Source organism: Olivibacter ginsenosidimutans, from assembly GCF_039542865.1.
Classification (GTDB): domain Bacteria; phylum Bacteroidota; class Bacteroidia; order Sphingobacteriales; family Sphingobacteriaceae; genus Olivibacter; species Olivibacter ginsenosidimutans.
Genome location: NZ_BAABIQ010000003.1, coordinates 213,175 through 226,151 on the forward strand (window position 1 = coordinate 213,175; position 12,977 = coordinate 226,151).

General features: G+C 43.4%; 7 protein-coding genes. All 7 read left to right on the forward strand.

The annotated features are described in order from the left end of the window. The first annotated feature begins 467 nt into the window (after positions 1-467). The 7 genes from ABD930_RS02225 to ABD930_RS02255 all read left to right on the forward strand — a co-directional run bounded on the left by ABD930_RS02225 (position 468) and on the right by ABD930_RS02255 (position 12,924). Positions 468-2,891, forward strand: a complete 2,424-nt coding sequence (locus tag ABD930_RS02225; protein ID WP_345230057.1) for a glycoside hydrolase family 127 protein — start codon at positions 468-470, stop codon at positions 2,889-2,891. A 286-nt stretch (positions 2,892-3,177) separates the two neighbouring features. Continuing rightward, on the forward strand, positions 3,178-4,530 hold the full coding sequence (locus ABD930_RS02230) for a Gfo/Idh/MocA family protein (protein ID WP_345230058.1): 1,353 nt from the start codon (positions 3,178-3,180) through the stop codon (positions 4,528-4,530). A gap of 226 nt (positions 4,531-4,756) precedes the next feature. Then, positions 4,757-5,356: an RNA polymerase sigma factor gene (locus ABD930_RS02235; RefSeq protein ID WP_345230059.1), complete on the forward strand. Its 600-nt coding sequence runs from the start codon at positions 4,757-4,759 to the stop codon at positions 5,354-5,356. Positions 5,357-5,448: 92 nt separating this feature from the next. Continuing rightward, positions 5,449-6,612, forward strand: a complete 1,164-nt coding sequence (locus tag ABD930_RS02240; protein ID WP_345230060.1) for a FecR family protein — start codon at positions 5,449-5,451, stop codon at positions 6,610-6,612. 210 nt (positions 6,613-6,822) lie between these two features. Continuing rightward, positions 6,823-10,149, forward strand: coding sequence for a TonB-dependent receptor (locus ABD930_RS02245; RefSeq protein WP_345230061.1), 3,327 nt, complete (start codon positions 6,823-6,825; stop codon positions 10,147-10,149). Between the two features lie 14 nt (positions 10,150-10,163). Next, complete coding sequence (locus ABD930_RS02250) at positions 10,164-11,720, forward strand: RagB/SusD family nutrient uptake outer membrane protein (RefSeq protein WP_345230062.1); 1,557 nt, start codon at positions 10,164-10,166, stop codon at positions 11,718-11,720. Positions 11,721-11,745: 25 nt separating this feature from the next. Further along, entirely contained in the window at positions 11,746-12,924 is a 1,179-nt protein-coding gene (locus ABD930_RS02255; RefSeq protein WP_345230063.1) for a hypothetical protein, read from the forward strand. The last annotated feature ends 53 nt before the right edge of the window (positions 12,925-12,977 follow it).

A 12,977-nucleotide genomic window follows, 5' to 3' on the forward strand; every position in this document is an offset into this window, starting at 1 on the left:
AAGAAAAAGAATCGGTACAAGAGATGATAGACAATAAAGCCGTCGGTTCGTTTTTAAACCGACGGCTTTATTACTTTAGTTTTCGTCTAGTTTAATAATGAGTAGTTTGTCCGTAGCGGTGATTATTACTCGCTTCTCTGGGGTAAAACCCAATCCTTTTTCTGGCTTAATCTTTTTTCGCACAGGATCATGAATGGCGTGTATTTGGAAAATACTTTCCGGTATCACCGCTGAAAGATTCGATTCAATAAAATAATAAATGTTTGTTTTACATTTATATTTTCTTTATACTTGTATAAAAGTAATCAAGGTATAAACTTAAAAACAATAGCAGTGTGAAATGATCTCGGATTTATTTGTTGTGGGATGTGTTGTCTGTTAAATAAGTGTCTTTTTTACATTTAAGTTGTGTTGATTTTACGCCAACCGGAAATATTAAGGGTACAATAGCTTTTAATGTATAAATTATGAATAAATTTAAATGGTATACTGCACTTACCCTCCTGATGACGACAGGCCTACTTGTCGTCGGCTGGGCACAAAGTAAAAAGGCTGAAAAACTGGATTATCCCATTGAGCCGGTATCGTTTGTCGATGTTAAATTCAAGGACAAGTTTTGGGCACCTCGACTGCAGATCAATCAGCAAGTAACGATTCCTATTGCCTTAAAACAATGTTACACCACCGGTCGTGTAGATAATTTTAAGAAAGCTGGTGGACTGATGAAAGGATATTTTAATACAGAGTATACCTTTGATGATACCGATATCTATAAGATCATTGAAGGAATGGCTTATTCCATTCAAACCAATCCCAACGCGGAATTGGAAAAGCAGATGGATTCGCTGATTTATTTCATCGGTAAAGCCCAGGAACCAGACGGTTACCTGTATACCGCACGCACGGCCGCGGAACCTGGAAAAATGCATTCTTGGGTTGGTGAAAAACGATGGGAGAAAGATCCGGATTTGAGCCATGAGCTTTATAATGCAGGGCATCTTTATGAAGCTGCGGTTGCCCATTATCAAGCCACTGGAAAACGCACATTGTTGGATATTGCCATCAAAAATGCCGACTTATTGGTGAAGGATTTTTTGATTGGCGGATTGAGATATGAGCCCGGACACCAAATCGTTGAAATGGGATTGGCAAAAATGTACCGGGTGACAGGAAAAAAAGAATATCTGGATTTGGCGAAATATTTTTTGGATTTGAAGGGAAATGGTGTGCGAGGGGAGTATGCGCAAAGCCATAAGCCGGTGGTTGAGCAGGACGAGGCCGTCGGTCACGCTGTCCGGGCGGTCTATATGTACTCGGGTATGGCAGATGTTGCCGCGCTCACTGGGAATAAGGCGTACCTCGATGCAATTGATAAGATTTGGGACAATGTTGTCCAGAAAAAATACTATGTCACGGGCGGTATAGGCGCTAGAGGAGAAGGTGAAGCTTTTGGCAATAATTATGAACTGCCTAATATGTCTGCTTACTGTGAAACCTGTGCGGCAATTGGAAATGTGTACTGGAATTATCGGCAGTTTTTAATGCATGGCGATGCCAAGTATTATGATGTTATTGAACGGACTTTATATAATGGCGTGCTTTCTGGAGTAGGGCTCTCAGGCGATCGTTTCTTTTACCCCAATCCATTGGCATCGGAAGGACAGCACATACGGAGTGAATGGTTTGGCTGTGCTTGTTGTCCAAGTAATATCTGTCGTTTTATACCCTCTATCCCAGGATATGCTTATGCACAAAAAGACAACCACATTTATATCAACCTATTCGTTGAAAGTGAAACAACAATTGATTTGCCGCAAAATAAAGTTCACCTCGCTCAAAAATCAAACTATCCTTGGGAGGGTAATACCTTGATCGATGTGAGCCCAGAAAAGTCGGGAAAGTTTGATGTGCTCGTCCGGATACCTGGCTGGGCCATCAATCGCCCCGTCCCAAGTGATTTATATACCTACATACAGCCTAAAGGAGAGCCTGTCGAGATAAAAGTAAACGGTCAAGCTATCGAATACTCAATCAAAGCAAGTGGTTATGCGGTCTTGTCGCGTAAGTGGGAAAAGGGAGATAAGATCGAAATAAATCTTCCAATGGAGGTGAAGCGGACTATTGCCAACGGAAAAGTAGCAGACGACAAAGGAAAGGTGGCTCTGGAACGGGGTCCTATTGTATATTGCCTAGAATGGCCGGATAATGAAAATAAGGTGTCAAATGCGGTGCTTGCAGATGATGCGGTAATTAAAAGTAGTTTTCGACCCGATAAATTGAACGGCATCGTAAGTTTAGAATTGGAAGGCAAAAGTACGTTCCGTGATGAACATAACCAACTAGTCGAGCAGCCAAAAAAATTAACCGCTATTCCTTATTATTCTTGGGCGAACCGTGGAGCTGGAGAAATGGCAGTATGGATTCCGCGAACTGCAGCATATACACTGCCAGTGCCACCCGTCACCATTACGACAAAGGCGAAAGTACAGTCGTCTCAGAAAGCCAACGCTTCGCTCGCCAAAGTCAATGATGGTTATTGGCCTAAACGTTCTTCGGATCGGGATGTGTCTTATTATTCATTATGGCCAAATAAAGGGACGGAAGAGTGGATAGCATATGAATTTGAAAAACCAGAGCAGATTTCTGAAGCAAGTGTCTATTGGTGGGATGACCGCCCCTGGGGTGGAAGTAGGATTCCAGATACTTGGCAAGTCGAGTACCTAGATCAGAACGGTAACTGGGCACCCGTAAAAAATAATGTGGATTACCTAGTCGAACAAGATAAAGCCAATAAGGTCACGTTTAATCCGGTTACTACACAAAAAATACGATTGAAATTCCAGATGGGTAAGGATGTCTCAGCAGGAATCTATGAGTTTGAAGTAAAGTAGTACGCTATGCACGTTGAAGAAGGAGATTTGCTCGTTTTCGGTTTCAACGATTTTGCTCAGAAAAGAACACAAAACATTGCTTGCAATAGGTTCAAGCTCTAAAAATAATAACCGTTTGTTTTACACTTATATTTTATATATACTTGTGTAACTCATCGAAATATAAACTTAAAAAGCAAAATCAGCATGAAAAATGATTAGCCAGACCGATATGTTATCGTGAACATTATCGTCACTTTTTTGTTTCCCATAAAGAGAAATTACTTAAAACAATTAATAAACCAATATGGCTACCGTTAATCTGAACCGTAGAAAATTTATTCAAGGCGCGAGCGCTGCCTTAACATTATCCGCATTGCAGGCTAAGGGCTTAACCTTTGCCGGTACACGCAAGAACTTACGGGTTGGTTTAATTGGAGCAGGTTGGTATGGGAAAAGCGATCTTTTCAGGTTGATGCAGGTTAGCGATGTGGATGTTGTTGCGGTATGCGACGTGGATAGCAATCGGCTGGAGGAAGCAGGAAAGCTGATTCGTGAACGACAAGCTTCAAAGAAGGTTCCAAAGTTGTATGGAGATTACCGGAAAATGCTGCAAGAGCACCAATTGGATCTGGTGCTCATTGGTACTCCAGACCATTGGCATGCACGGCAAGCTATCGATGCCATGGTATCGGGTGCACATGTTTATTTACAAAAACCCGTTAGCGTCGATGTACTCGAAGGGGAAGCTATATTGAGCACAGCTCGAAAATACAATAAAAAGGTACAGGTAGGTACCCAACGAAGAAGCACCCCCCATCTAATAGATGCAAAGGAGCGCGTGATCGATAAAGGCCTGCTCGGCAAGATCGCACACGTAGAAATGTGCTGCTATTATCATATGCGGAAGAATGGGAATCCGCCAGTGGAACCTGTTCCCGACTTCCTTGATTATGAACAATGGACCGGCCCTGCTCCCTTACGCCCATACGATGGTTTGCCACATGGAAGCTGGTGGAGAACCTTTATGGAATATGGAAATGGAATTACAGGGGATATGGGGGTTCATATGTTTGATACGGTACGCTGGTTGTTGCAACTTAAATGGCCGAAACGGATTAGCGCGACCGGCGGAATCTACGTTCAAAAAGAGGGAAAATCAACGATTGCCGATACGCAGACGGCTATTTTTGAATACGATGAATTGAGCTGTATATGGCAACACCGGACTTGGGGAGACCCAGCCGATCCCGAATACCCATGGGCGTTTGTCATTTATGGCGATAAAGGGACGCTGAAAGGAAGTGTCATGAAGTATGAATTTATTCCAATAGGTAAGGGCGATCGTATAGTGAAAGATGTGGTGTATGAGAAGGAGGAATTTCCGGAAGATGTACAGGAACCTCGAATAGAATTGCACACCGTACCGGCTACACGACGGCACCTGCTAAACCTTTTATCGGCTATTGAAAATGACCATTTACCTGTTGCCGATATTGAAGAGGGACATATCTCAACGGCTAGTTGCATCCTAGCTAATTTATCCATGCAGTTGAATAGACCACTTCTATACGATGCGCAAAAGAAAATATGTGTTAACGATCCGGAAGCGACAAAACTATTGAGTAGGCCTTATCGAAAACCTTGGCAACATCCGTAGCGCTTTCCAATGACCATCAACATGCGAACCGGCATCACGTTAAACCCAGATCGGGCTTAAATGCCAATAAATAACGGTACAGCACAGGATGGTTGAGCCATTTTTTTATCCGTATATTGCACCTCGAATATAAACTTAACATCAGCGTAATATTAACATGATCCCATGACCTTACCTTTGATGGTCTGATAGCATTTTTTTAGATGTTGTTCTAAGTGATTTTCAAATGGACGAAAAAGCACTTTTAATCCGCATAGCTTCTGGAGATGAACAAGCGTTTCGGATTATATTTGATCGGTATCGTATACCAATCTACCGTTATGCATTAAAGATTGTCAAATCTGAACAGGTAGCCGAGGAAATTGTACACGATGTTTTCCTTACATTATGGCAACATGAAAATCCATCAGCAATCGAAGCGGTAGAAGCGTACATTAAAGTGGTAGCCAGAAATGCTGCTTTACAGGTCTTACGACGGGGGCAGTTAGAACAGCGCGTAGGAAATCAACTTAAAACAACATGGGAAGAAACACATAACCAAACCGAAGAAGCAATTTTATTTAATGAATCCACCATATTGCTTCGTCAAGCAATTGCATTGTTGCCTCCACAGCAACGACAGGTGTATCTGCTATGTCGGGAAGAAGGGTTAAAGTATGCCCAGGCTGCCGAACGCTTATCCTTGTCTCCGCTTACGGTTAAAACCCATATGTTACATGCCCTACGTTTTCTACGCAATTATTTGAGCCAGCATAGTGACTTAGTTCTCTTATTATCTCTTTTCCTGTACCGATACAGTGTATCGTATAGTCATTTTCCTTGTTAAATTTTTTTTCAAGTTTCGTTACGCCGAAATGCTTTGCCAAGCATCTTATAAGAAAAGGTGGTTAATATTGCCGTGACATAGCTTAGCCGACGATGAATGAACGCTTAAATGATCTATATCAGCGCTATCTGGAAAATGCCTGCAGTGAAGAAGAACTTCAGGAATTGCGGTCTTTTGTGACCAATCCAGCATATGAAAGGGAGCTCGCTGCTCTATTGGATGAGACATGGGATAATTTAAATGCAACTGAAGCATCCACAGAGTCGACGAAGGATATGCACTTGTTGTACCGACGTATTGTGACCACGCCGCAACGGAAGCAATTACGGAGAAAATGGTGGCCATATATGGCTGCTGCTAGTATTGCTTGTTTGCTGGTGATCGCAGGATTTTATGTTTATTTTTTGGGGGTTCATTCCAGTCAACCCGTGGCAGTACGCCAACAGTTGGTGAATGACGTTGCTCCGGGAGGAAGCAAGGCAACCCTTAAGTTGGCAGATGGTTCAACGATAGACATTGAACGGGTTGAGGATGGACGGGTGAAAAGCAAGAGCGGGCTTGAAGTGGTTAAGCAGCAAGGACAATTGATTTTTTCACCATCGATTACCGGAGAGGCTGATACCGGCTACAACCAAATCATGACACCGAATGGCGGGCAATACCAAGTGAAGCTACCTGATGGCACCCAAGTTTGGTTAAACGCAGCCTCTTCCTTGCGCTTTCCTGCAGTATTTTCGGGAAGTGAAAGAAAAGTGGAGTTAACGGGTGAGGCCTATTTTGAAGTAGCAAAAAATAAAGACCAACCTTTTCGGGTAAACGTAAATCAAACCTCAACCATTGAAGTATTGGGCACACATTTTAATGTGATGGCTTATCCGAATGAGCATACTATCAACACAACGCTATTGGAAGGATCGATCAAAGTTAGCCATGGAAAACGTAGTTCATTCGTATCGCCCGGTCAACAGGTTCGGATCGATAAAACAGGTATTCAGGTAGTTAACGCCGATTTAGAGGAGGCCGTTGCCTGGAAGAACGGTTTATTCCAGTTTAGCAGTACAGATCTTAGAACGATTATGCACCAAATGGAACGCTGGTATAACGTAGAAGTACACTATACGTCCGATGTTTCGAATAAAAAGCTAACGGGACTAATCTCCCGTAACACCAATTTATCGAATGTCTTACGCATGTTAGAGTTGGCTGGTAGTGTGCATTTTCAGATTGATGGAACAAAAATTATGGTATCACCTTAAACAATTGGAAGCCTATGGACGAATAACCTGTCACACCTTCACGCTTATTTGGTAAAACCGGTAGTGGGGCAACACTACCGGTATACGTAACAAGCAAAAAGCTAATTACTAGAATGTTGAATAATTCTTCTCGAAATTATGAATTTAAATTTATTCTGCAAAGTTAGAGGCCGACACTGTCGAACCTTTTCAAAAACAATTGTCTTAACTATGAAACTTATACCTATTTTACTGACCGTATTTTGTGTACAGGTTAGTGCTGTAGCAGTTTCTCAACAAATTACACTTAAAACGAAGAATGAACCAATCGCCAATGTTTTTAGAGACATTCGTAAACAGAGCGGTTATTTATTTCTTTTCGATGATGAAGTGTTGGCTCAAGCAAAGCCTGTTTCGATCGATGTTCAAAAAGCTGCTTTAGGAGACGTTTTACGCTTATGCTTCACGGGTCAGCCTTTAACCTATAGCCTGATTGATAAAACGATTGTCGTACAACCGCTTCAGGTTACACCTGCGGCGCAAACGCGGGGTGAGCTGAAAGGAAAGGTGCGTGATGCTATGGGTGAACCCCTGCCTGGAGCGTCCATTACGATTGAAGGAACCTCGATAGGTACGAAATCTGATGCCGAAGGTAACTATCGTCTAGAATTAGATGAGGGAGTATATACGGTGGTGGTAAGTTATGTAGGTTATGAGAAGGTCAACTATCCCCACGTAGAGGTGACAACTGCTGGCCGTACCTTAAATGTGACGATGCAGGGAGGAACACAGCTGGAAGAAGTAGAGGTTTCCTACGGTAAGCAGCGGCAGCGGGAGATAACCGGTGCAATAACACAAGTGGATGCTTCTGCATTACAAGATATGCCCGTGATGCAATTTTCACAGCAATTGCAGGGAAAAGTGGCGGGTGTACAGATCAGTCAGGTGAGCGGCCAGCCGGGAAGGGGAATGGCCTTTCGGATACGTGGTGCTGCTTCTCTATCTGCGGGTAATCAACCCTTGTTTGTCATTGATGGAACGCCAATTACAGGCAGTATCAATAATATCAATCCTGCCGAAATTGAAACATTTACGGTGCTGAAAGATGCCTCGGCTACCTCGTTGTATGGTTCGCGAGCGGCAAATGGGGTTATTTTGATTACAACCAAACATGCGAAGCCCGGCGATGCGAAGATTAATTTTACCAGTAATTATGGCGTACAGTCCATTCCCATGGATAAGGTTCCGAAAATGATGAATGCGCGTGAATTTGCTGAATTTTATAATGAATTGTATGCGGATAAAGCTAAATATGAGAACGTAACAACACCTGTACCGGAAGTATATGCCAATCCTGAACGCTATGGAGAAGGGACAAACTGGTTTGATGTACTCACCAGACAAGCGCCCATACAGCGTTATGATCTGATGATTTCTTCGGCACGGGATAAATCGGCTTCCGCTGTCATGGCCGGTTATCAGGAACAAGAAGGGGTGCTCGTCAATACCGGTACGAAACTTTTTTCCTTGCGGCTTAACCATGACCTGAGCCTTGGGAGTAGGGATCAACTGCAGATCGGATTTAACCTGGCACCTAGCTATCGTATTGATCATAACAACCGCCTGGGCACCGATGGTCTAGCCGGTTTATTTCAATGGGCGGTAGAATCCAGTCCGCTGGTGCCTGCTGTAAATCCGGATGGAACCTATCCGTTGAATGTCAATACGGCTGGAATGGTGTATAATATTAATCCTTATGCGCAGATGATGCTTACTAAAGATGATTACAAGACTACCCGTATTTTGGGAAATGCTTATCTGAATTATGCATTTGTGGAAGGCTTAACATTGAAAACCAATCTGGCTGTTGATAAAGGGGCTGAAACCCGGAATCGGTTCTCGCCTTCCTCCGTTTCTTCAACCTCAATGGCTACGGGAACAAGTAGCGCCGCCGATAATTATTCGTGGACAGCAGAAGCAAATCTAGTGTATAATAAGTCGATCAACGATCACCATATAGAGGCTTTAGTGGGATACTCCGGTCAGAAATACCAAGGAGAGAGCAATAATGTGGAAGGACAAGCTTTCCCAAGTGATGATGTGGAATGGTTAAGCGCAGCGACCGAGATTACCGCTGGTACGAGTAACTATACCGATTATTCCCTGCTATCGGCTATTGGCCGACTAAACTATAACTATAAAGGCAAATACTTATTTTCTGCGGCCATGCGGCGGGATGGATCTTCCCGCTTTGGTGCCGATAGAAAATACGGCAGTTTCCCCTCGATGTCGGTGGGGTGGATAGTAAGCGATGAACCGTTCATGGAGGGGTTTAAACAGAAGATAGATTTGTTGAAGTTGCGTGCAAGTTATGGGATTACGGGAAATAACGAAATAGGCAACTATACCCATATTTCTACCTTGGGTAGCTATAATTATATCGTAGATGGATCCTTGACACCTGGCTATACGGTAAACAGCTTAGGTAATAGTGAACTCGCTTGGGAACGGAATAAACAGTTTGATATTGGTTTTGATCTCTCTTTATGGAATAGCAGGATAACGTTTTCTTACGACTATTACCATAAGTTGAGTGATGGCATGATTCAAGTGAGACCTATCCCGCGTTCGTCAGGTTTTGTCAACATTCAATACAATACGGGTGCCTTTGAATTCTGGGGGCATGAATTGAACCTGAATACCGTGAATTTGACGGGCAACTTGAAGTGGAACTCTAGTTTCAACATCTCCTTTGATCGTAACCTCATTAAATCATTGGTAGAGCCGGGTTATATCGTTGCCAATACAGCTATTACGGGAGATTATTTTCATAATCAAGTGGGACATCGTTTAGGTGAATTTTATGGCTTTGTCAATTTGGGCTTATACCAAGACGAAAACGATCTCAACCAATCTGCCCAATACCATGTTGGTAATTATCATTCTGATGTAGGCACGATTAAGATGAAAGATATTTCCGGCCCCGACGGAGTGCCAGATGGTGTCATTGACGATGTGCATGATCGTACGTTTATTGGCGATCCAACACCCGATTTTCTATTCGGTTTTACCAACAACTTTGCCTATAAGCGCTTTGATCTTAGCATATCGATGGCTGGATCGGTAGGTGGACAAGTCTTAAATGTAGTCAAATGGACACATTTGGCCAATATGGACGGAGCTAGGAACTTACTGGCAGATATTAAGGATCGTTGGCGATCGCCAGAAAATCCCGGATCGGGTATGTACCCACGAACAGCAACCAATACCACTATATTGGGACGTTATCCGAATTCGCAGTGGGTGGAAAATGGTTCCTACTTAACGATTAAAAATATTGCATTGGGTTATACGGTGCCGCTAAAGCAAGATCTGTTGCTGAAAAATCTGCGGATTTATGCTGCGGTACAACAGGCACTGGTATGGTCGGCTTATTCTGGAATGAACCCGGAGATTAATGCCAATGGTTTAGATGCAACAAAGGGAATCGGCGTCGATGGTAATGCTTATCCAATACCGCGAACCTTTTCCATAGGCTTATCCACTACATTTAAATAATTAAAGGCACAACGATGAAAACAACGATCAAAATAAACATATGGGTGCTGATCTTCTTGTCTTCGCTGATCATTTCCTGTAAGAAAAGCTTTATTGAGCTGGCACCACAGGATTCGCCTTCAAGCGCAACATTCTTTAAGACCGAAGAACAATTTAGACAAGCGTTAATTGCAGCATATAATGCCTTAAGAGGCTTGATGAATGTCGATTTTTATACTGCCGAAATGCGTTCGGATAATACACATTATGAAAATTATGCCGTTAATCGGGGTGATGGCTATGTTCATCGGGAAAATATAGCCGATTTTCTTGATCATCCAACGAATTCTTATATCGCTAACCTGTATTATGCTTGTTATACGGGCATTGCACGGGCGAATGTGGTCATTGATCATTTGGAAGGAGCTACCCTAGATGAAAGTGCTAAACGCGATATTGATGGGCAAGCCAAGTTCTTACGGGCATTCTTTTATTTTAAACTGGTGCGCTATTTTGGCGACGTTCCGCTCTCCCTGCATGAAGTCACCAAAGCTGATGATGCGTTTTTGCCTCGAACACCTGCAGCGGAAGTGTATCAGCAGATTATTTCGGATGCAACAGCAGCGATTGATCAACTGGAACCTCCGACTACCTTTCCGCAGAATGGGCTAGCATCAAAAGGTGCTGCAACGATGCTATTGGCAGAAGTTTATATGACCCAACATCAATACCCCGAAGCCGAAACCTTATTGCGGAATTTAACTACGATGGGTTACGAGTTGTTACCCGACTATGCATCGGTATTCTCCACCTCCAATAAGAATAGTAAGGAATCGATTTTTGAAGTGCAGTATCAACAAGGGGTAACCGATGGGCAGCAAAGTAATTTTATTTACCGCTTTCTGCCGCGATCGACTAATACGGCCATCATTACGGGTGTCCAAACCAACAATGTAGGTGACGGGGGATATAACAACCCTACTCAGGATATGATAGCAGCGTATGAACCGGGAGATAAACGCCTGGACGCCTCCATTGGGATTGCGGAAGGAGTTTATGATGCGAGTATGCTTTTTACTTTTTCGGCCAACAAGTCTGTCGTTGGATACCAAGCCCCAACGGGGAAAATCGGCATACCGTATATTAAAAAAATGCTACATCCGCACAGCAGTGCCAATAATACAGACGACAATTGGCCTATCTATCGCTATGCCGACGCTTTATTGTTGTTAGCGGAAGCCTTAAATGAACAAGGTAATGTACAGGAGGCACTTACTTACATTAATCAGGTACGTGTGCCTAGAACCGGCTTAGATGCCTTGACGGCAACCGGCCCAGATGCATTAAGGGAATTAATTGCCCATGAACGACGGGTAGAGCTGGCTTTCGAAAATCACCGTTGGCATGATCTGGTGCGTACCGGAAAGGCTATCGAAGTGATGACCACCTTTGGTGCTAAACTCAAGCAGCAACTGAATTATTTGCCAACAGATGCGTTCCATGTAGTGGATTACCGGATGCTATATCCCATACCGCAAGCGGAACGTGATCTTAATCCAGCCCTCACACAGAACCCGGGTTATACAAACTAAGCTAGTATCAAAAAAAGTAGAAGTTATGCATAATATAGGATATAGAAAACGCATTGCGTTTGGTTTATTGGGGTGTCTTATCGTCAGCATATGGGCTTGCCGTTCGAGTTTAGAGAACGAAGAAATGCTATCGGCTCATACAGACAGTACATCGGTATCAACAAGCACAGAAGACACGTGGACGCCATGGATTGCCATTAGTAATACAGCGGATAAGACCTTAGAAATATACAATTATAACAGCACCACTTGGGATGCATCGACATGCAATTGGTTGTTTAAACCTACAACAGCGCTGGGCTACTCCGCAAATGCTATTCAGGCATTGGGTGACGGCATCGGTGATGCACGCCTACATTATACAAATGGTTTTCCGGGTAAAGCTACATCGGCATTTGTTGTGCAGGGTGGGCGTTTCCTAGGTATAGGAGCCTATATTCCTGAAGGTACTTATGTAAAAGGACAGAAATTATGGGAATATATTTTCCCTACAGCGGATAACCCAAACAATCACGCCGTAGAACTATTACCTAATGGGAATATTGTCGTCGCGGGCTTTGGGGATGGTACCGCTGCAAGTCCACGTGGAAACTGGGTGCGAATTTATAATACAGCTGATCCGACAGGAGCCAGCTACGCACAGGCGGATATCATCGCGCCGCATGCCTTATTGCTCGATACCATTTACCACCGTTTGTGGGTTGGTGGTGAAATACTCATTGGCGGACTAGCCTATCATGGGCTTTTTGCCTATAGTATTGGTGGAACGCGTACGAATCCAAGCATTACAGAAGATACCAGCATGCGGGCCGTGTTGCGTTATGGAAGTCCGACGAATCCGACAGGTGTTGCCGATCACCTGAAATTTCCGCATGACTTGGCGCCAGACTATGATGACGATCATATATTAATCTATGGAGATCATACCGGTGTTTATCGTTTTAATAAATTAACCAAAACATTTACACCAACACCGGGTGTTTCCCATCGCTATGGTGGAACGGATGTGTTGATTAAGTCTGTAGGAAAACAGGCTGTTGGTGGGAAATATGTTGTGTCGGAAGTGCAAGATCCCACCAATCACCCCTACGAAACAAACAAAGTTGATTTTTACGATGGTAACACGGGCGCTTTTTCTTTTTCACGTACGGTAGGTGGGTATACCATTTACCGTGCACGGATTTGGACACATGTGTATCAATAGCGGATAATCATGTACCTTGTTATTGTTCATGTTATTCTGGTTTAACTAACGCT

Coding starts and splice junctions, on each gene's coding strand:
- ABD930_RS02240 (WP_345230060.1), top strand. CDS start 5,449: ATGAATGAACGCTTAAATGATCTATATCAGCGCTATCTGGAAAATGCC.
- ABD930_RS02235 (WP_345230059.1), top strand. CDS start 4,757: ATGGACGAAAAAGCACTTTTAATCCGCATAGCTTCTGGAGATGAACAA.
- ABD930_RS02225 (WP_345230057.1), top strand. CDS start 468: ATGAATAAATTTAAATGGTATACTGCACTTACCCTCCTGATGACGACA.
- ABD930_RS02230 (WP_345230058.1), top strand. CDS start 3,178: ATGGCTACCGTTAATCTGAACCGTAGAAAATTTATTCAAGGCGCGAGC.
- ABD930_RS02255 (WP_345230063.1), top strand. CDS start 11,746: ATGCATAATATAGGATATAGAAAACGCATTGCGTTTGGTTTATTGGGG.
- ABD930_RS02245 (WP_345230061.1), top strand. CDS start 6,823: ATGAAACTTATACCTATTTTACTGACCGTATTTTGTGTACAGGTTAGT.
- ABD930_RS02250 (WP_345230062.1), top strand. CDS start 10,164: ATGAAAACAACGATCAAAATAAACATATGGGTGCTGATCTTCTTGTCT.